This window comes from Streptomyces chartreusis NRRL 3882 (assembly GCF_900236475.1).
Taxonomy (GTDB): Bacteria; Actinomycetota; Actinomycetes; order Streptomycetales; family Streptomycetaceae; genus Streptomyces; species Streptomyces chartreusis_D.
Genome location: NZ_LT963352.1, coordinates 5,647,982 through 5,668,211 on the forward strand (window position 1 = coordinate 5,647,982; position 20,230 = coordinate 5,668,211).

Below are 20,230 nucleotides of genomic sequence, written 5' to 3' on the forward strand. Positions count from 1 at the left end.
ACGGGCGCAGTGGGCGGAGCAGTGGGTGGAGTGGGCGGTATGGCGGGCTTGGCCGACACCGGAGCCGGAGCCAACCTGCTCGCCCTGCGCAGCCACAACGCGGCGCTGGTGCTCGACCTGCTGCGGACGGCCGGGCCCGACGGCATCAGCCGGCTCGAACTCGCCGAGCGGACCGGCCTCACCCCGCAGGCGGTCAGCAAGATCACGGCCCGGCTGCGGGAGGACGGGCTCGCGGCGGAGGCGGGGCGCCGCGCGTCGACCGGGGGCAAGCCGCGCACGGTGCTGCGGCTGGTGCCCGAGGCGGGGCACGCGGTGGGGGTCCACCTGGACCGGGACGAGGTCCGGGTGGTGCTCGTGGATCTGCGCGGGACGGTGGTGGGGGAGCGGCGGGCCGCGCTGGACCTGGGGGCCGGGGCGCGGGCGGTGCTGGCGGCGGTGACGGAGGCCGTGCGGGCGACGGTGGCGGGGGCCGGGCGGGTAGCGGTGGCGGGGGCCGGACGGGTGGCGACGGAAGCCGGGCCGGAAGGAGTGGCGGGGGCCGGGCGGGCGGTGGTGGCGGAAGCCGGGCCGGAAGGAGTGGCGGGGGCCGGGCGGGCGGTGGTGGCGGAAGCCGGGCCGGAAGGAGTGGCGGGGGCCGGGCGGGCGGCGGTGGCGGAAGCCGGGCCGCAAGGGGCAGCGGGAGCCGGACCGGCAGGGGGGACGGAGGTGCTGCCCGCCGGGCCGCTCCTCGCCCATGCCGGTTCCCTGCTCGGGGTGGGTGTGGCGCTGCCCGGGCCGCTCGACCACGCCCGGGGTGTGCTGCACCGGGTGACCGGTTTCCCCGAGTGGGACGGCTTTCCGCTGCGGGAGGCCCTGGCGGAGCGGCTCGGAGTGCCGGTCGTCGTCGACAAGGACACCAACGCGGCGGCACTGGGCCTGGCGGCCGGGGGCCAGAGCGGCTCCTTCGCGTACCTGCACCTCGGGACGGGGCTGGGGGCCGGTCTGGTCATCGGGGGGAGCGTGCACCGGGGAGCCCGGACCGGGGCCGGGGAGTTCGGTCACCAGGTGATCCAGCTGGACGGCCCGCGGTGCACCTGCGGCGACCGGGGCTGCGTGGAGGCACTGTGCCTCGCAGCGGTGGCGCGCGGTGACGTCGAGGAGGCGGCGCGGGTGCTGGGAGCGGGCGCGGCGAACCTGGTGGGGCTGCTCGACATCGACGTCGTCCTGCTGGGCGGCAGGACGGTGGCCTCGGAGCCGGAGGCGTTCGTGCGGGGGGTCGGGGCGGTGCTGGGGGCGCGGGCGCGTCGGACGGGGGAGGAAGCCGTGCCCGTGCGGGTCGCGCCGGGTGGGGGGCGGGTCGTGGCGGTGGGGGCGGCTCAGTCGGTGCTGGGGCCGGTGTTCGGGCGGGGGGTCGGGTGAGGCGTGCCGGTGGTGTCCGGGAAGATCCGCCGCAGGTGGTACTCCAGCACCGTCCGTACGTCCGCGAGTGAGCGGCGGCCGTGCAGGACGTCCAGGCCCAGCCCGATCGCTCCCGACACCAGCAGGTCGGCCTCGTGCACACGGTCGATGCCCGACGCGGTGCTCCCCGCGGCCTCGCCCACCCCGATGATCTCCGCGACCAGCCGCTCCAGCGGCTGCTCGGCGGCCAGGAAGACCTCCGCGAGCACCGGATCGGTGAGGCTGCGCGCGTAGTACGCCGTGAACACGCGCAGGGCGAAGGCGCGTTGCTCGTCCAGCGGCAGGAACTCGTCCAGCACCGCCCGCAGCAGCGCGCAGGGCTCCGTCATGTCGTACGGGATCCGTCCCCGGGCCAGACGCTCGTTCTCCTCGTGCAGCAGCCGCAGCGCGTCGACCATCAGGGCGTGCTTGGAGTCGAAGTGGTACTGCACGACCCGCAGCGACACCCGGGCCTCCGCCGCGATCCTGCGCATGCTCGCCGCCTCCAGCCCCTGCTCGGCCGCGATACGCCACACCGCCTCGGCGATCCGGCGCCGCCGGCGTGCCCGGACGTCCGTCGGCCGGGGCGCGGGCGGAGTGCCCGGGGCGGGCAGCGGCTGCCGGCGCCGGCGGTACGCCCGGGCCTGGCAGCTCCGGGAGCAGTAGACGGGCGGGCGGCCTCGGCCCGGACGGCGCGTGGGCTTGCCGCACACCGGGCACGCCCGCTCCTTTTCGTCACGCACGCCTTCACGATAGCGCGCCGAGAAAGTGTGACGTAAAGCGGAAGTGATGGGCTATCAAGGGCCCGTGCTCCTCTGTGGATTGATACGTTCGTAACGCAACGTCACACCGCTCCTCACGTCTCGTCCCCCGGAAGGGAAGGCCATGAAGTACGACGTCCTCCAGGTTCTCGGCATGGTGATGCTGGTCGTGTGCGCCCAGGCACTCGTCCGGCTCCTCGTCGACAAGGGCGACCGGGGGCTGCTGGACGGGCTCCCCGGTGGTTTCCTCCCCACGCTGCTGGCCTACGCGGTCCTCACCGCCGCCGGTGTCCTCCTGACCGGCTGGGCCCACTCGCGCGCGAAGGCGCTGGGGCGCCGCTGAGGGATCCTCTCCGGTCGCCTCGGGATGTCCGCCGACCGGGCGGATCCGGGCCGCCGTTCGGGGGTGTTACCGGCGACGTCGGCTAGCCACCGGTTCCCTCCGGCAATGTCACATCTCCATGCGACTCTGCACGCCCGCTCACCTCTGCCTGGCGGCGGCAGCCGCCGTCCTGCTCACCGGGGCTCATCCGGCACACGCGGACGAGCCGGCGCCCGCCTGTGCCGCGCCGGACGACCACACCTTCCCGCTCACCACCCGCATCCACGGCGGACCCGACGCCTACACGGCCGGGGGCGGGTTCGGGACCTGGTACGTCGACCTGACCAACACCACCGACCGGCCGTGCACCGGCATCCACCCCGTCGTCGTGCTCGTCGACGACAAGCGGGCACTGGAGCCGTCGCAGCCCCGGCTGGAGTTCTTCGAGGGGGCGCGGGCGCACCCCGTGCGGTTCGAGAAGACGAGCGAGGACGAGCTCATCGGGGCGTTCGCCGACGATGAGGACCGCTTCGCCGGGTTCACCGTCGGGCCGGGGAAGACCATCTCGGTCAAGGTGCGGCTCGCGGTCACCTCGGACGCCGTGCCGAACGACGTCACCGTCAACGCCGCCGTGGTGCAGCGGCACGACGACGACGGCGACTGGGTGGGGCAGTCGAACGACTACCGCTTCGGGATCGACCGTGCCGGGCCGATCGACGGGGGCGACGAGCCGGAGGCCGACGGTGGCACCGACTCCCACCCCGACTCCGAGGCGTCCGTCCCGCCCCGGGAGGACCGCTTCCCGTTCGCCGAGGAACTCGCCAGCACGGGAACCGGCGGCCGGCTCGCCGCGGCTGCCGCGACGGTGCTGCTCGCCGGGGGCGGTGTACTGCTCCTCGCCCGCCGGCGCCGCTGAGGCGGCAGGCGCAGCCGAGGCGGCAGACGCGACCGAGGCGGCGGACCCGACCGAGGCGTCCCGCCTGTCGGGACGCCGTGAGCGGGCCATTCCCCAAGATCCGGCCACTGTCTAGGCTGGGGCTGCCTGGCACCAAGGCGGACGCTGGCACGCGTACGGCAGGAGATCCCGCACATGGCAGACCGCAAGCCCATCGAGTCGTGGCTCACCGACATGGACGGTGTACTCATCCACGAGGGCGTACCGATCCCCGGCGCCGACGCCTTCCTCAAGAAGCTGCGCGAGTCCGGGAAGCCCTTCCTGGTCCTCACCAACAACTCGATGTACACCCCGCGCGACCTGCACGCCCGGCTGCGCCGCATGGGCCTGGACGTGCCGATCGAGAGCATCTGGACCTCGGCCCTGGCCACCGCCCAGTTCCTGGACGACCAGCGGCCGGGCGGATCGGCGTACGTCATCGGCGAGGCCGGCCTGACCACCGCGCTGCACGACATCGGCTACATCCTGACCGACCACGAGCCGGACTACGTCGTCCTCGGCGAGACCCGCACGTACTCCTTCGAGGCCATGACGAAGGCGGTGCGGCTCATCCTCGGCGGCGCCCGTTTCATCTGCACCAACCCCGACGAGACGGGCCCGTCCACCGAGGGCCCGCTGCCCGCGACCGGCGCGGTGGCCGCGCTGATCACCCAGGCGACCGGCAAGAAGCCGTACTTCGCGGGCAAGCCGAACCCGCTGATGATGCGGACCGGGCTGAACGCCATCGGGGCGCACTCCGAGAGCAGCGCGATGATCGGCGACCGCATGGACACGGACGTACTGGCGGGCATGGAGGCCGGGATGCAGACGTTCCTGGTGCTCACCGGCCTGACCCGGCCCGAGCAGGTCGAGGACTTCCCGTACCGGCCGTCGCAGGTCGTCGACTCCATCGCGGACCTCGTCGACCGGGTCTGAGCCGGGAGGCAGCGGGCCGGAGCCCAAACCCGTCGCCACCCGTACGGAGCAGTGGCCGCGTCCCTGAGGATGCGGTGGCCCACCGTGCGGGGGAGGCTCCAGGCGTCTGGAGGTTCACGATGGGTTCCCTGAGAGTCACTGTCTGTACGAGCGTCCTGGTCGCGGCCGCCCTCACCCCGGCGGCGTACGCGGTGGACGCGGGGGACGTCTCGGTGACCCCGGCGACCCCCGCGCCCGGCAGTGACGTCACGCTCCGCGTGACCGACTGTGCGGAGAGGACGGCCGTCGCCCGCTCGGCGGCGTTCGTCGCGGACGCGCGGCTCACCGTCAGCGACGGTGAACTCGTCGGCGAGAGCCGCGTCCGCTCCACGCTCGACGCGGGGACGTACGCCGTGAAGGTCGCCTGCGGGGACGCCGAACGGACCGGCACGTTCACCGTCCGGGAACGAGTGGGCGAGGGGTGGCGGCAGTCGGCTTCCGGGACGGACGAGCGTCAGTCCGTGTCCGGGACCGGCGGGCAGCCGCCCGCACCCGGGACGGTCGGACAGCCGCCGGCACCCGGCACCGCGGGGCGGCCCCCCGCGCCCGGGACCGTCGGGCGGCAACCCGTGCCGGAGGGCGGTGGGCAGTCGTCCGCGCCCGGCGAGGACGGGCAGCGGTCCGAGCCCGGGGGCGATGGGCGGCAGCCCGCCTCCCGGCGGCCCGGCGCGCACGCCTCGCCCGTGGCCCCGGTGCAGGCGGGCGGCGGCGGCGCGGCGGACCGCGTCGCCGCCGAGGACCGGGGGGCCGGTCCCGGTACGGCACAGGGGGTGACGGGTCTGGTCCTCGCGGGCGTGGCCGCGGTGGTCGTCGCACTGGGCGGTGTCCGCCGGAGCCGTGGAACGGACTGACCATGTCCGAACAGGACCGGATCAAGGGCCGCTCCCCGGGCACCGGCCGCCTGCTGGCCGGCGTGGCCTGGGTGGCGCTGCTGCTCGGGCTGTGGCTGTGGGGCCGCGAGGTGACCGACGTACGGCACGGCATTTCCGCTCCCACCACGGGTGACATGGCGGCGGCCGGACGGCCCCCGGACGTGAAACTGCCGCCCGAGCACCGCCCGTTGGGCGACGCACTGCCCCAGCGCGTCGACATCCCCGGGCTCGGGGTGCAGGCGCCCGTGGTCGCGCGGGGCCTGGACGCGCGCGGCGCGCTCGATCCGCCGCCGTACGACCAGCCGGGCGTGGTCGGCTGGTACGCGGGCGGTGTGGCACCCGGGGCACCGGGGACCGCGCTGATGGTCGGTCACGTCGACACCGACACCCGGCCCGCCGTCTTCTACAAGGTCAGTGCCATGCGGCCGGGCCAGACGATCCGGGTGTTCCGGGCCGACGCCAAGGTCGCCGAGTTCACCGTCGAGTCGGTCCAGGTCCTCACCCGCGACGGCTTCGACGCCCACCAGGCCTACGGGCCCCGCGAGTCGGGCCGTGCCGAGCTGCGGCTGGTCACCTGCGGCGGCAGCTTCGACCGTACGACCCGCAGCTACACGGCGAACGTGGTGGTGTCGGCGTACCTGACGGGAACCGGCCTCTAGACGCCGGGCGCCCACCCAACCCGGTCGACGACCCGCTCCCCCTGAAGTCGCCGACCGGGCCGGTCCTCGACCGCGCGCGCACGGGCTGCGGGAGTGACCCGGCGAGCTGCGCGGGAGGCCACGGGAGCCACGGTGGGTGAAACTCTGGCCGGAGGCCGGGCCCTGCTGAGAAGACTCTAGAACCAAAGGGCCGCCCGGGCCTAGAGGTTGAATAACGCCAAGTCCCGATACGGTGGCTCTGCGTCATCGGTGCAGGTGGCCTCGGCCTCGTGGGTGTCGAGGGACGTATGTCAGGATTGAGACTTGGAACGGTGCACCCAAGGGGGAGTTGGATGTACGGCAGCAGGGGGGCAGGGGCGTCCGCCGGGAGGCGGATGTCCGCAGTGGTGCTGGGGGCGGCACTGCTGATCACGGGGTGTTCGTCCGACGGGGGGGACGGATCGGAGCCGGGCGCCGACGCGGGCGCCGGGATCACACAGCAGCCCAAGGACACCGCCCCGTTCTGGGTCAACCCGCAGGGCACGGCGGCTCAGCAGGTCGCCGCCCTGGAGAAGGCCGGCAAGAAGCAGGACGCGGAGCACATCCGCAAGATCGCCGAGCAGCCGGTCGCCGAGTGGGTCGGCCCGGACGACCCCGAGGCGCAGACCCGGGGCTTCACCGAGGCCGCCGACAAGGCCGGCCGTACGGCACTGCTCGTCCTCTACAACATCCCGCACCGCGACTGCGGCCAGTACTCGCAGGGCGGCGCCGCCGACGGCAACGCCTACCGCGAGTGGCTCGACGGCGTGGCGGCGGGCATCGGCGACCGCTCCGCCACGGTCATCCTCGAACCGGACGCGCTGCTGCACCTGGTGGACGGCTGCACCCCGGAACAGTTCCACGAGGAGCGCTACGACCTCCTCAAGGGCGCGGTCACGAAGCTGAAGTCCCTGAAGAACACGAAGGTGTACCTGGACGCGGGCAACGCCGGCTGGCAGAACCCCGACCAGATCTTCGAGCCGCTGAAGCGGGCCGGCATCGAGCAGGCCGACGGCTTCTCCGTCAACGTCTCCAACTTCTATTCCACCGACGACTCCATCGCCTACGGCAAGCAGCTCTCCGCCAAGGTCGGAGGCAAGCACTTCGTCATCGACACCAGCCGCAACGGCAAGGGCCCCTACACCCAGGGCAGCCCGGACGAACGCTGGTGCAACCCGCCGGGCCGCGCGCTGGGCGAGACGCCGACGACCAAGACGGCGGACCCGCTGGTCGACGCGTACCTGTGGGTGAAGCGGCCGGGCGAGTCGGACGGCGAGTGCAAGGGCGGGCCGAAGGCGGGCCAGTGGTGGGCGGATTATGCGCTGAAGCTGGCGAAGGCGAGTTCCTAGAAGCCGGGGCAGACGTCCTCGACCTGGTCGGGGTCTACGGCCAGTTCCTTCTCCGCCTCGGTCAGCTCCCGTTGTGCCAGGGTGCACAGCCGGTCCATCCAGCGTTCGGGTTCGAGGGGGATCACCGGGGTGCGGGAGCCGTCGACGATCGTGAGCGACTTGCCGTCGGTGCTCGGGGAGAGGACCGAGCCGTAGCCCACGTGGTAGCGGTAGGTGTCCTGGCGCTCGCCGATGTCCCAGACGACTTGTTCACCGGCGGCGGTGGTCGTGTGGAGCAGGCGGTCGCCCAGGAAGCGGCCGAGGTAGTAGACGCCGCTGGTGGTGAGAGTCGGCAGGTCTCGCTTCTTCTCGACGTCCCACAGCTGTACTCGGCCGCCCGCGTACTGCACGGCGAGGATTCTGCCGTCGGGGGAAAGGGCCAGTGACCGGACCGACCGGTGCTCCTCCTCCCTATCGATCCACCTCTTGAACTCACCGGTGGTGAAGTCCCAGACGCCGATCTCGGCCACCGTCCGCACCACCGCCTGCGGTTTCCCCGGTATGGCGGTGGCGAAGGTGCCGGCCGCCTCGTTGGCGAGCTGGGCGCGGTCCTGGACGGGCGGCCGGAAGATCTCGCCGTCCGGTTTGCCCGTGTCGAGATTCCAGCGGGAGACGTAGGACAGTCCCGAGATGACGGCGTGGTCGTCGTCGGAGAAGCTCAGGTTGATCCAGGACGGGACCAGCCCCGTGGTGGGGTCCGGGCCGGACGCCGTGATGCCGTCGGGTGCGGGCAGTTCGAGGACGTGCTCCTCTGTGAGGGCAGAGCCGTCGATGCGCCAGACCAGCACGGTGCGCTGGTCCTCGGCGATGGTCAGCATCCGCCGTCCGTCCGGGCTGAAGGCCGCGTACATACGGGCCAGCGGCCGGGACGGTCGCGCCGTCGCCAGGAGACGGTGGTCGGCCAGGTTCCACAACTGCAGTCCCGTGCCCTGGGAGTCGACGACCGCCATCCTGCCGCTCGGCCCGTCCGGTGTGCGGATGCGGTTGAGCAGGGCGTTGGTGTCGAAGGACGTGGGCGGCTTGACGCGTACGGTGACGATGCTGCCGCCGACTCCGACGACGGCGCGCAGGTCGTTGGGCGGGCCGGCCAGGGCGACCGGGGGAGCGAAACCACGGCCGGTGATGTTCTGGTCCTCCGGAGCGGCGGCGGGGGTGTCGAACGTGGCCGGCCAGCCCTTCTCCAGGTCGAGGACGAGGAACCGCATCCGGCCCAGGTCGGTGCCGATGCGCCCGGTGGGATTGATCAGGTAGCGGCCCGTCGCGTCGAGCCGGGGCGTGTAGAGCGGGCACAGCCCCTGGAAGCTGCTGTTGCTCCAGCTCTGGAAGCGCCGCGGGCTGGTGCCCAGCCGCCATGCTTCGAGTGCGCCCTGCTCGGTGCAGGTGACGAGGACGCGCCCGTTGCCGCTGACCGTCGCGGAGGCGGTTGCGCGCTCGTCCCATGGGCGGTGCAGCGAACCCCGGTCAAGGTCCCAGGAGACCAGCCGGCCCCGTACGTCGTCCGCTTCCGCTCCGGAGGGCACGATCCGCGCCACGACCGTGTCGTCCGTGGCGAACCAGGCCTGTGCCGCGTCCCAGCCGCGCGGCGGGACGAGGGTGCGGCCGGTGCGGCGGCCGTCGTCGGCGTTCCACACGAGCACGCCCTCGCGGGGGATCGCGGCGAGGATCCGCTTCCTGTCCCCGTCGAAGCGCAGGTCGTTGGGCGCGCGCGGGTTCTTCTTCACAGCCTCGCCCTCGCGCAGGGCGATGGTCCGGAACTTGTCGGAGTCGGAGGAAGTCGGTACGCCGAGGGAGATCAGACCCCAGTTGCTCGCCCGGGCCGCCCTCCGCCCGTCGGCCGATACGGCGATCCGCTCAGTATCCTGCCGTTTCGAGAAAAGGTGTGGTTTAGGCGTCTTCTTCCCTCGTAGGTCCAGCCGCACATAGTCACCGTTGCCCAGCACGGCATACACGAACGACCCGTCGTCCGTGAGCGCAACGTCCTCGACGTCGTTACGCCCCTCCATCACCACCCGCTCCACGTCCTGCAACCGCAGATACTGCGCGAGCAGCGCCGAGCGGGCGTCCGGCCGGGCCTCGGCCCGATACGCCCCGACCGCATACAGCGAGGAGGCGGTCAAGGACGTCCCGTCCAGACTCGCGGCCTGCTGCGCCAACCGGTCCGAAGCCAACCGCCGCTGCTCCCTCAGCAGATTGAGATACAGCACGGACACCACCGTCGCGGCCACGACGGCCAGGACCGTGACCACCGCCCACAGCATCCGCAGGTACCGCTTCCGGCGCTCGGACCGCGCGGCCTCGCGTTCCTTACGGTCCCGCAGCCCGACACTCGCCCGGATGAACTCGCGGTCCTCCTCCGTCAGTTCGGCACACCGCTCGGCAAGCATTCGCTCCGCCACCGACAGTGCCGGATCCTCCAGCAACAGCCCGTCCGGCCGCCCTGCCCGCCACCACCGGGCCCGGTCGTAGCGCAGTTCGCCACGCCAGGTGAGGAACGTACGGTCGGTCTCCAGCTGCTTCGCGAGTGGCTGCCAGTGCTCGATGAGGGCCTCGTGGGCCAGCTCGACCGTCTCTCCGCGGTCGGGGTCCGCGCCCAGGACGAGGACCCGGGCCTCGGCGAGCTCGCGGGCGATGGCCCACTGCTCCTCACCCGCGTCGCGGCGGGCGAGCCGGGCGCGCAGGGCCGTGCCGCTGCCGGGCGGGACCTGGATCAGCGCGCGGAGCAGCCCGGCCGCGGCATCCGGCGCCGCGCCCCGCAACGCCCGCTTCCACGCGGAGGTCGCCCTGCTGCTCAGCACGCCGCCCAGGCCGCCGAGTTCGCGGTAGGTGTCGAGGCGGAGCCGGCCGCCGACCTGCCGGTCCCACAGGGTGGTCAGGACGAAGCCGAGCAGGGGCAGGGCGCCGGGGCGGCCCGCCGCGTCCTCGATGAGCCGGTCGGCCAGTCCGCTGTCGTACTCCACGCCGGGGAAGGCCCGCAACGGCAGCCGGACCACCTCGGTGAGCTGCTCGCGGGTCATCAGGCCCAGCTGGTGCGCGGGCGCCCCGCCGACCAGGCGAGACAGCTCCGGGTGGCGCAGGGCGGCGTCCTGGAAGTCGGTCCGCAGGGCCACCAGGACCGCCACTCCGGGGTGACGGCCGGCGTCGAGGAGGGCGTCCACCAGGGCGCGCAGCTCCTCCTCGGGGCGCAGCAGCAGCGCCTCGGCCTGGTCGACGGCCAGCACGAGTCCGCGAGACGACCGGTGGTCCCGCAGGGCCTGTCCGACCGAGGCGGCGTCCGGCAGGCCGCCTTCCGCGCGCAGGGTGACGACCTCCACGTCCCGCTCCTTCAGGCGGGGCAGCACGCCGGCCATGAGGAGGGAGGACTTGCCGGAGCCGGAGGGGCCGGTCAGGGTCACGCAGCCCTCGGGCGCTGATCCGTGCGGGCAGAGCAGGTCGACGACCGCGGTGACGTCCTCGTCCCGGCCGAAGAAGTGCGCGCTGTGCTCCTCGGTGTACGGGCGCAGGCCCGGGAAGGGGGAGGAGGGCGCGAGCAGTTCGGCCAGGTCCGGGAGTTCGTCGAGGATCGTGCGGGTCGGGATGCAGAAGCTCTGGCCCCGGTGCGCCGGTGAGATCGAGGCGACGATGCCGACCACGGCACCGAGGTCCTCGTCCCACACGGCGGAGCCGCTGAAGCCGGGCTGGATGGGGTCCGACTGTCCGTCGAGCGGCGACATCTGGAGCCGGCCGGTGCCGGTCCGGCCGCGCAGCCGGGCGGTGTGCCAGCCGCCGCCGGTGTCGTCCCTCGGCAGTCCGAAAGCGATGGCTCTGTGGTCCCAGACGTCCCGGGGCGCCACCATCAGGACCGGCCGGGCCTCCCGCAGCGGGCGGGACAGGGACAGCACGGCGACGTCCCCGGTGCCGTTCGCGCGTACGGGCACCCAGTCGCGGACGACGGCGTCCGCCGGCTCGCCCTCGCGAAGGACCAGGCGGACACCGAGGGGGCCGTCGGGGCGCTCCTCCTGACGGGCCGGCCGCCCCGAGGCCTCCAGGACGACATGGGCGCAGGTCAGCACCAGAGTGGGCGCGATGAGCACCCCCAGGCCGCCGATGTGCCCGTCCGTGCCCGTGACCTGGACGGTCGCGGCGGCCAGGACCTCCTCGGCCACCGGGTCCGACGTGGTCGACTCGGTCATCTCCCGTTTCCCCCGCCACCGTTGACCACACGTTGCCGATCTCGTACCGAGAGCACACCAGAGCGCGTGCACACGTCAAGCACGTTTCCCGACAACGCCCTTCCGACGGGGAAACGAAAGGGGCGCCCTCCACACCGGAGGGCGCCCCAAAAGCCGATCGGCCGACCGCTACGGCACCTTGACCCACTGCGCCTTGCTCGGCGTGCCTCGGTCGTCCGTCACGAACAGCATGTACCAGCCCGCCTGGACCAGGTTCCGGTTCTCCGGCACGGTCACCGTCAGCTTGTCGCCGGACGCCTTGAAGTCCAGCGCGATCGACCGCTGGTCGACGTCCGTGACGTGCGTGGCCGCGCTCGGGCGGATCAGCCGGACCTTCTTGACCTTGGCCGCGTCAGACGAGGTGAACGTACCGGTCCCGCCACGCTCGATGGTCTGCGGCCCGCCCGACAGCGAGGGCTGGTCCCCGTCGCCGTAGAGGTACGGCGGCGTGTAGATCTCGATGCGCTGCTCGAACTCGCCCGGCTTGGTGTTGGCCTTGTCGCCGTACAGCGAGTCCGAGCCGAAGAACATCACACGGCCGTCGGGCAGCAGGATCGACCCGGAGTGGTAGTTGCGGCCCACCAGCGGGTCGGCGACCCGACGGAGCTCGTTCTTCTCCGTGTCGTAGAGCCGCGCCTCGAAGATGTTGGAGTCGCCGCGCCCCCGGTAGTCCTCCGAGCCGCCGGAGATCAGCACGCTGTCGTCCGGCAGGATCGAGGCGTTCGGGTAGCGCGTGCCCTTGTCCAGGGACGGGCCGTCCACGAAGCGCGGGTTGTCGGCCTTCAGGTCGACGATCCGGGTCTTCTCGCTGGACTCCTTGGACTCGCCGACGCCACCGCCGCCGATCACCATGTACTTCTCGTCCTGCGCGGGCGGCAGCAGCACCGTGCCCGACGTCTCCATCAGCGTGGGGTCGCTCAGGCCGGGGATCTTCGTGAACTTGTTGGTGTCCACGTCCCACACGCCAGGCTCACGGCCCACGTCGTCCGGCCCGTAGCCCGCGTTGGAACCCGAGTAGAAGACCTTGCCGTTCTGCATGAGGAACAGCGCCGGGTAGGTCGGGAACTGCCGGACCTTGCCCGTGTAGCTCCACTTCTTGGTCTTCGGGTCGAAGACCTCGTTCTTGCCGGGGACGAGCTGGCCGATGTCGTCGAGGCCGGAGACGCTGAGGATCTTCCCGTCGCTCAGGGTGGTGAGCGTCGGGTACCAGCGGGCCTCCTTCATCGGGTCGACCTTGATGTACTTCTCGGCGACGGGATCGAACTCGAAGGCGTCCCGGATCCCCTGGAAGTCCTTCTTGTCGAGGGCGAGCTTCTGCGCGATGCCGTAGGTGTTCTTGGCGTCGGCGCCCTTCAGGCCGTGCACGCGGTAGTTGTCCTGCGTGCCCGTCTCGTACTTCTGGCCCCGCTTCTGCGCCTCGACGTAGATCCGGCCGAGACCGGGGTCGTTGCGCAGGAACTTGCCGGTCGCCTTGTCGAAGACCTTCTTCGCGCGGGGCACGAGCACCGGGTCCTTCGAGACGAAGGTCTTGCCGTTCTGCTTGCCCGTGAACCTGGTGCCCGCGGGCAGCGTGATCGGCTTGTCCGGGTTCTCGTTGTGGACGATCATCAGGCCGCCGGCCTTGGTGACGTCACCCTTGAGCTTCTCGTACCGCTTGGTGCCGCCCGCGATCAGCAGGTTGCCGTTGGCGAGCTGGGTGTGGCCGGTACAGAACAGGTCGGCGGGCGTCGGGACCTTCTTGATGGTGCCCTTGACCGGGTCCCAGATGCGCGTGTCGAACTTCTTCGCGTCGAAGTTGTCCTGGTTGTTGCCCGACCCCGCGACGAGCAGCACCTTGCCGGTGCGCAGCAGCGCCGCGTGGATCGTGTTCTGCCGGTACTCCTCGGGAAACTCGATGATCTCCCACTTGCCGTTCGCGGCCTTGTACTCCGGCTTGTTGATTGTGTACTGGTGGTATTTCTCGGTGCTGAAGCGGTAGAGCCACGGCCCGTTCATCCCGGCCAGCGCGAGTACCACCGCCGTGCCGATCGCGAGTCGACGGGCCCGGCGGCGGCCTGCACGGTCGTTCATTCCTTACGTCCCCCAAGTCCACCAAGGGCGATCTGCATGGTCTGGTCGGTTCCCCCGACCTCCCCGTTTGAGCCAGGGGTGGCGGCCCAACTGGGCTTGTGCTGCGGGGCGTGCGCCGCCGACGGCTGCTGCGGGATGGGCAGCGGCTGCGTCCGGTGCGGGCCCGCAGGGTCCTGCGGCTGTTCCACGGCGGGAGCGGCGGGCTTCTTCGCGTCCTGCCGCAGCTGCCAGCGCCAGGCGAAGACCGGCGAGGCGGTGATCAGCAGCGCGAACGTAGCCCAGATGATCATCGCGGGGTGCGAGTGGCCGAAGACGAAGCCGGCCGCGATCGACGCACCGAAGATCGCGACGAAGTACCAGTGGTAGCGGAACGTCCCGAACCAGCGGTCCGGGCTCGCCGAGTCGCCCTTGGGCGTGACCACGAACTTGCTCTTGCGCCGCAGCACGGAGTCGATCAGCGCCTTCGCGTACAGCGGCGCCGACAGCGCGGACATCACCATGCCGGCCACACCGCCGGAGCCCTCCGGCTCGTGCGGCGAGACGTTGTGCCGGCGGTTCCAGACGTACAGGCCGATCTGCAGCGCGGAGGCGTTGCCGTAGAGCATCAGCCAGACCGCCGGGTCGATGTTCACACCCGAGGCGCCCAGGCCCAGGAACAGGCAGCAGCTCAGCGCCGCCAGGATCCAGTTCAGGGCCGACATCGGATAGAAGATGATCATCATCGTGTAGTTGAAGAGCTTGCTCGGCGGCAGCGAGTACCAGCCCTTCCAGTACTGCTTGAGGATCGTCTCGTACGTCCCTCGCGACCAGCGCATCTGCTGGGTGAAGAAGTCCGTCCAGGCGCTGGGGCCCTCACCGACCGCCAGCACGTCCGGCGTGTAGACCGAGCGCCACTTGCGGCCCGTCGCCGGGTTCTTGTGGCGGTGCATCTCGAAGCCGGTCGCCATGTCCTCGGTGATCGAGTCGTACAGACCGCCGATCTGCTTCAGTGCCTTGATGCGCACGGCGTTGGAGGTGCCGACGAACATCGGGGAGCCGTAGCGGTTGCCCGCGCGCTGGATCAGCGCGTGGAACAGGAACTGCTGCGACTCGGCGGCCTTGGTGATGGGGTTGTCGTAGTTGCCGTAGACCTGCGGGCCGATGACGAAGCCGACGTCCGGGTCGCGGAAGAAGCCCAGCATCCGCTCCAGGTAGTTGGGCAGCGGCACGTGGTCGGTGTCGACCGAGGCGAAGAAGTCGTAGTCGTCGCCGTGCGCCTCCAGCCAGGCGTTGTAGTTGCCGTGCTTGGTCTTGGCGCGGTGCGGGCCCTTGGCCTGGTTCCACTTGGCGACGCCCTTGCGGGAGAAGTGGTGCACGCCGAGGCGCTCGCAGACCGCCTTCACCTCGGGGTCGTCGCCCTCGTCGAGCAGCCACACGTGCATCAGGCCCCGGTGGCGGATCCTGACGGCCGCCTCCAGGGTCTTCGTCACCATCTCCAGCGGCTCCTTGCCGGGCACGAAGGAGGTGAGGAAGGCCACTCTGGTGCCGGTCTCGGGGACCACCGGGATCGGGTCGCGGGCGACCAGCGTGGCGTGCGCGTTCGACACCACGTTCATGCAGCGGAAGAACTCGATCAGACCGATCGCGACCAGCATCACGATGTCGAGCGCGGGCAGCCAGTCGAAGGCCGGGTAGTCGCGCTCGGTCCAGTGCTCGGGCTGGAGCAGCCACACCAGCAGCACCAGGGACAGCACCGGCGCCGCGGCCAGCATCAGCGCGACTCTCAGCCGGTGCGGTTCCTGCGAGATCAGCGACCGGTACTGCACTCTGTACGGCTTGGTCCGATCAGGCTGGGTGAGGGGACCGGCGAGCCGGCTGTAGTGCTCGTAGTCGTATCGCGGCAGCGTCTTCTTGATCCGCCGGAATGTCCCCGTGGTGCTCATCCGATGCGCCGGCACCCTGAGCTGGGTGGTCTGGGACGGGTCGTGGTCCTGCTGTCGGGCGCCCGTCGGCCTCGACGTCATGAGTCATCCCCCCACACGCGGACACCGCGTGTTTCGTCGCTTCCTTCCGTCTGCGAGAGGTCCCCCTCGACCTTCACAGACGTATCAGTGGTGGGTCGCTGTCACCACGTCATCCACACCTTATAGACACGGCAACGCGACCTTCCGGTTGCATGATGCCCCCCTCGGCATCGCTTCACGAACGGGGCCCCTACTCCCGCCCAGCCCGCAACCGGCTCCGAATCCCCCCAACTGCCGCGAAACCGCAGCATCTTGAAAAACCAGAAAACCAGGGTTCTACGGCGTTCATCATGATCGCAAGATGCGAAACGCGGTGTTTACCGGTCATACGCGTTCATTGTGGTGGGTGTGGGGACCCTGTGGAGTCGTTGTGGACAGGCGGGCGCGGATGTTCCCGAAGTGCTCTCTTATGGCATCCTCCGCCCGCATCGAGTCGCCGGACCGGACCGCGTCGAGGATCTCCCGGTGCTGCCGGCAGGTCACCTTCGGGTCCTGCGGCTCGCCGCCGAGGTCGGTGCGGACCCGGTGGAAGGCGTCCCAGAACGCCTCCAGGACCTCGCTCAGCAGCACGTTGTCCAGCCCTCGGTAGAGGGTGGCGTGGAAGGCCCGGTCGGTCTCGGCGAGACCGGCTCCGCGCGCGGCCTGCTCTTCCATACGGTCGACGAGCCCGTCCAGTTCAACGAGGTCCGCTCGAGGTATCCGCCCGGCGAGCCGGGAGACCAGCCCGGTCTCCACCGCCTCCCGCAGTTCCAGCAGCTGGAGCAGGGAGTCCTCGCCCCGGTAGTGCCCGGCGACCGTGCGGAAGGCGAGGCCCTCGATCATCGGGGCCAGGGACATCGGGCCGACGTAGGTGCCGAAGCCGTGCCGGATCTCCACGATGCCCATGGCCTGGAGCGCCTTCAGCGCCTCCCGCACCGAGTTCCGGCTCGCGCCGAGGTACTCCATCAGCTCGGGCTCGGTCGGCAGCGGGGCCCCGGAGGCCAGCCGGCGGTCGATGATGAGCTTCTTGATCCGCTCCTGGAGGTCACGCGCTGCCATGGCGAGAGGGTATCCGGCCAATCGCGCGGTGGGCCGGGTTCCGGCCACAAGGAGGGAGGGCCCTCGGGGACACAAGCTCAGGGACACAAGCTCGGGGATACAAGAAGGCCCCCCGCTTCCGCGAGGGGCCTTCCGGTCGGTGCGCCGCCAGGGACTCGAACCCCGGACCCGCTGATTAAGAGTCAGCTGCTCTAACCAACTGAGCTAGCGGCGCGCGCTGACGACGTAACTCTACAGGACGCCGGGAGGTGCTCCGGACCACCGGGCGCGGCCCCGGGAAGGCTCCCGTACCGCGCCGAGTACATCATTCGGACCGTCAGCATGCGCGTGTGGATGACAGTTGAGAAACTGACGACGCGCGCCCGGACGGGTACGGGCTCGGCATTTTCCGTCGGAAGTGTGAGGGGAATCGCATGCAGTCTCCGGTATTCGAGGAATTCGACCCCGCGAGCGACTGCGACTGCCCCGGATGCGTCCACTGGCGCCGCGTCCTGCCGCATTCCTGGCGCGGCAGCGCCACCGCCCACCCGGCCGCACACCGCGCCCTCGCCCTGGCCGCCGCGGCCTCGGCGGCGCTCGGCGCGGGTCACGCCGTACCGGCCGCGGCCGCCCCGCACGCACCCCACCGACCCGGCGTTTCCGCAGATGACGAGCCCGGCACCCCCCAGGGCCGCACGGCCCCGCTGTACGGCCCCGGCGGCCGTACCGCGACGCCCTCCGTCCCTCTCAAGCCCACCGCCATCACCCGTACGGAGATCATCAACCGGGCCAAGACCTGGGTCGCCGCGAAGGTCCCGTACAGCATGAACGCGTACTGGTCCGACGGTTACCGGCAGGACTGCTCGGGCTATGTCTCGATGGCCTGGAAGCTGCCCGGAAACGAATGGACGGGCAACCTCGCCCAATACGGGGAGCGGATTTCCAAGGAGGAACTCCAGCCGGGCGACATCCTGCTCTTCCACAACAGGTCCGACCCGGAGAGCGGCTCGCACGTCGTCATTTTCGGCGGCTGGACTAACGCCGCGCACACCTACTACACCGCCTATGAGCAGACCCGCCCGCACACCCGCCGGCGAACCACCCCGTACGCCTACTGGAACGACTCCGACCGGTACGTCCCCTACCGGTACAAGGGCGTCACCTCGGAGGAGCCGGCGACGGAACCGGGGACCGCACCCGGCAAGGAACCGGTCAGCGGGACACCGGGCGCACCGGCCGCCGCACTCCGCCCGGAAGCGGCGTATTTCAGCCCCGGCGCGCACCGCCCGTACGTCACGCTGCTCGGCCGGATCCTCGTCGCGCGCGGGGCCGGCGGCAAGGGCGTGGAGGCCGGGGCGGTCGGGCCGCCGCCCTCCTCCCACGGTGTCCCCGGCTACCCGGGGCGGGCGATGTTCCGGCCCGGCGCCAGCAACCCCTACGTCACCCAGCTGGGAAGGCAGCTCGTGCGGAAGGGGTTCGGCGGGTTCTACCCGGCCGGGCCGGGGCCGCGCTGGGGCGAGGCGGACCGGCGCGCCGTCGAGGCCTTCCAGCGCACCCAGGGCTGGCGGGGCGGCGCGGCCGACGGCTACCCGGGCCCGGAGACCTGGCGGCGGCTCTTCTCGTAGGCCCCCGGCCCTATCACCGTTGTGACGCATCTGGCGCGGAGGCTGGAGGCACTCATGAGTACGACCACTCCCCACACGTCCGAACCCGACGGGCCGGCCGACGGGCCGGCCAGACCCGCCCGGCTCATCCAGAACGAGTCCACCACCGAGATCCCCGTCCACCTGCTGTTCCGCGACGACCCCGACCCGGCGCCGGTACCGCTGAAGCCGGCGGTCGTCGCCCGCCGGCAGGGCACGGGGGAGCAGCCGCGCCTCCGACGCCCGGCGGCCGTGGCGCCGCGCCCGGTGCCGCAGGTCGATCCCGACCTGGTGGAGCGGCCCGCCCGGGTGCTGCCCGGGGCGGTGGGTGTGCTGGCCGGGGTGTGCGGGGCGGCAGGGTGCGTGGCCACCTCCTGGTGGGCCGGGCTGCTGCCGCCGCTCGCGCTGGAGGCACTGCGGCTGCCCGCGCACGCCGGGGCCGGTCTCGGTCCCGCGCAGTGGGCGGCGTACGCGGGAGCCGGGGCGCTCGGGCTGTTCGGCTTCGGCGGGCTGGCCCGGGGCCGGACCGGGCGGGCCTCGGTGCTCGGGCTGTTCGGCCGCTACCGGGGGACCGTCCGGCGCTCCGGCTTGCTGTGGGTCAACCCGCTGCTGCTGCGCCGCCGGGTGGACGTACGGCTGCGGCACTGGCGCAGCGAGCCGGTGCCGGCCGCCGACGCGAGCGGGGCGGCGCTGCGGGTGGTCGTCCAGGTGGTGTGGCGGGTGCGGGACACCGCGCGGGCCACGCTGGGCGTCGAGGACCACGAGACGTATCTGCGCGAGTGCGTCGAGGCGGCCCTGGTCCGGGTGCCGGTGGAGATGCCCGGCGGGACCAAGGGCTCCACGGACGCGGCGGCCGAGGCGCTGACCCGGCTGGTGGCGGCCGACGCGGCGCCGGTCGGCCTGGAGGTGTTCTCCGTGCAGCCGCTCCGGGTGGAGTACGCACCCGAGGTCGCCGCGGCGATGCACCGCCGCCGCATCGCCGCGCTGGACGCCCAGCACCGGGCGAGCGTGCTCACCTCGGTCGTGGACTCGGTGGAGGACACGGTGACCCGGCTGACCATGCGGGGGCTGGTCGAACTCGACGACTACGAGCGGAAGGTGCTGGTGAGGGACCTGACGGTGGCGTTCTGCGCGGGCCGGGGAGAAACGGCTCCGTGATTGGTATGGACATGTTCAACCAACGCCCATACTCTCAGACTTGGTCTAGACCTACCTGCACAGCTCAGTGAACCTCCCCCACGTTCTCCAGGAGCGGCAGCATGCGCAGAAGGACCAAGTTGTCCGCAGCCGCGGTGGGACTGGCCACGACCGGAGCCCTCGTACTCTCCTCCGGCGGCGCCAGCGGCCACGGCTACACCGACCTCCCCGTCAGCCGGCAGAAGCTCTGCCAGAACGGCACCGTGACCAACTGCGGTCCGATCCAGTGGGAACCGCAGAGCGTCGAGGGCCCGAAGGGCTTCCCGGCCTCCGGTCCGGCCGACGGACAGATATGCAACGCCGGACTCGGCCAGTTCAGCCAGCTCAGCGCACCGCGGACACCGTCCGGCGGGGCCTGGCCCACCACCCGGGTGACGGGCGGCCAGACCTACACGTTCCGCTGGCAGTTCACGGCCATGCACGCCACGACCGACTTCAAGTACTACATCACCAAGCCGGGCTGGAACCAGAACCACAACCTGGCCCGGTCCGACCTCAACCTCACGCCGTTCTTCACGGTGCCGTACAACGGCCAGCGACCGCCGTCGACGCTCTCCCACAGCGGCAGGCTGCCGTCCGGTCTGAGCGGCCATCACGTCATCCTCGCGGTGTGGACGATCGCCGACACGGGAAACGCGTTCTACGCGTGCTCGGACGTCACCTTCTGAACCTTCTGAGGTTCCCTTGAGTCACCGGTGCGGCCGGTGTGGGTAGGTTCCCCCCACGCCGGCCGATCGGGGCCGGCGC

At 71.6% G+C, this 20,230-nt stretch carries 15 protein-coding genes and 1 tRNA gene; 10 read left to right on the forward strand and 6 right to left on the reverse strand.

From position 1 onward, the window contains the following. Positions 1-39 precede the first annotated feature (39 nt). The gene (locus SCNRRL3882_RS25605) at positions 40-1,398 is read left to right on the forward strand and encodes an ROK family transcriptional regulator (protein WP_102514859.1); all 1,359 of its coding nucleotides are present in this window, start codon (positions 40-42) and stop codon (positions 1,396-1,398) included. Here the strand turns inward: SCNRRL3882_RS25605 and SCNRRL3882_RS25610 are convergent. Next, complete coding sequence (locus SCNRRL3882_RS25610; RefSeq protein ID WP_231911172.1) at positions 1,356-2,159, reverse strand: TetR/AcrR family transcriptional regulator; 804 nt, start codon at positions 2,157-2,159, stop codon at positions 1,356-1,358. The two genes, SCNRRL3882_RS25605 and SCNRRL3882_RS25610, sit on opposite strands and share 43 nt — an antisense overlap. Before the next feature lie 142 nt (positions 2,160-2,301). Between SCNRRL3882_RS25610 and SCNRRL3882_RS25615 the strand changes: the two genes are divergently transcribed. From SCNRRL3882_RS25615 to SCNRRL3882_RS25640, 6 genes are all read left to right on the forward strand, one after another. Further along, positions 2,302-2,520: a hypothetical protein gene (locus SCNRRL3882_RS25615; protein ID WP_010048000.1), complete on the forward strand. Its 219-nt coding sequence runs from the start codon at positions 2,302-2,304 to the stop codon at positions 2,518-2,520. 118 nt (positions 2,521-2,638) lie between these two features. Continuing rightward, on the forward strand, positions 2,639-3,415 hold the full coding sequence (locus SCNRRL3882_RS25620; protein WP_010047996.1) for an LPXTG cell wall anchor domain-containing protein: 777 nt from the start codon (positions 2,639-2,641) through the stop codon (positions 3,413-3,415). 174 nt (positions 3,416-3,589) lie between these two features. After that, positions 3,590-4,369, forward strand: coding sequence for an HAD-IIA family hydrolase (locus tag SCNRRL3882_RS25625; protein WP_010047994.1), 780 nt, complete (start codon positions 3,590-3,592; stop codon positions 4,367-4,369). Between the two features lie 119 nt (positions 4,370-4,488). Further along, complete coding sequence (locus SCNRRL3882_RS25630) at positions 4,489-5,259, forward strand: hypothetical protein (RefSeq protein ID WP_010047993.1); 771 nt, start codon at positions 4,489-4,491, stop codon at positions 5,257-5,259. 2 nt (positions 5,260-5,261) lie between these two features. Next, the gene (locus SCNRRL3882_RS25635) at positions 5,262-5,939 is read left to right on the forward strand and encodes a class F sortase (protein ID WP_010047990.1); all 678 of its coding nucleotides are present in this window, start codon (positions 5,262-5,264) and stop codon (positions 5,937-5,939) included. Positions 5,940-6,271: 332 nt separating this feature from the next. Then, entirely contained in the window at positions 6,272-7,306 is a 1,035-nt protein-coding gene (locus SCNRRL3882_RS25640) for a glycoside hydrolase family 6 protein (protein ID WP_029181751.1), read from the forward strand. On the opposite strand, the gene SCNRRL3882_RS25645 is transcribed toward SCNRRL3882_RS25640, so the two are convergent. From SCNRRL3882_RS25645 to SCNRRL3882_RS25665, 5 genes are all read right to left on the reverse strand, one after another. Beyond that, a complete protein-coding gene (locus SCNRRL3882_RS25645; RefSeq protein WP_010047984.1) occupies positions 7,303-11,514 on the reverse strand; it encodes a trypsin-like peptidase domain-containing protein in 4,212 nt (1,403 codons plus the stop codon). The two genes, SCNRRL3882_RS25640 and SCNRRL3882_RS25645, sit on opposite strands and share 4 nt — an antisense overlap. Positions 11,515-11,682: 168 nt before the next feature. Beyond that, positions 11,683-13,623 (reverse strand): kelch motif-containing protein, encoded by a 1,941-nt coding sequence (locus SCNRRL3882_RS25650; RefSeq protein ID WP_010047982.1) that lies wholly within the window; start codon positions 13,621-13,623, stop codon positions 11,683-11,685. Continuing rightward, entirely contained in the window at positions 13,620-15,626 is a 2,007-nt protein-coding gene (locus SCNRRL3882_RS25655; RefSeq protein WP_010047979.1) for a glycosyltransferase family 2 protein, read from the reverse strand. The genes SCNRRL3882_RS25650 and SCNRRL3882_RS25655 overlap by 4 nt, the downstream gene beginning before the upstream one ends. A gap of 324 nt (positions 15,627-15,950) precedes the next feature. Continuing rightward, on the reverse strand, positions 15,951-16,664 hold the full coding sequence (locus tag SCNRRL3882_RS25660; protein WP_010047977.1) for a FadR/GntR family transcriptional regulator: 714 nt from the start codon (positions 16,662-16,664) through the stop codon (positions 15,951-15,953). Between the two features lie 140 nt (positions 16,665-16,804). Beyond that, positions 16,805-16,878, reverse strand: a tRNA-Lys gene (locus SCNRRL3882_RS25665). A gap of 199 nt (positions 16,879-17,077) precedes the next feature. Between SCNRRL3882_RS25665 and SCNRRL3882_RS25670 the strand changes: the two genes are divergently transcribed. The 3 genes from SCNRRL3882_RS25670 (at position 17,078) to SCNRRL3882_RS25680 (ending at position 20,151) form a co-directional block, all read left to right on the forward strand. Then, positions 17,078-18,268 (forward strand): peptidoglycan-binding protein, encoded by a 1,191-nt coding sequence (locus tag SCNRRL3882_RS25670; RefSeq protein WP_010047976.1) that lies wholly within the window; start codon positions 17,078-17,080, stop codon positions 18,266-18,268. Positions 18,269-18,322: 54 nt separating this feature from the next. Beyond that, positions 18,323-19,444, forward strand: coding sequence for an SPFH domain-containing protein (locus SCNRRL3882_RS25675; protein WP_010047975.1), 1,122 nt, complete (start codon positions 18,323-18,325; stop codon positions 19,442-19,444). A gap of 101 nt (positions 19,445-19,545) precedes the next feature. Next, positions 19,546-20,151 (forward strand): lytic polysaccharide monooxygenase auxiliary activity family 9 protein, encoded by a 606-nt coding sequence (locus tag SCNRRL3882_RS25680; RefSeq protein WP_029181750.1) that lies wholly within the window; start codon positions 19,546-19,548, stop codon positions 20,149-20,151. The last annotated feature ends 79 nt before the right edge of the window (positions 20,152-20,230 follow it).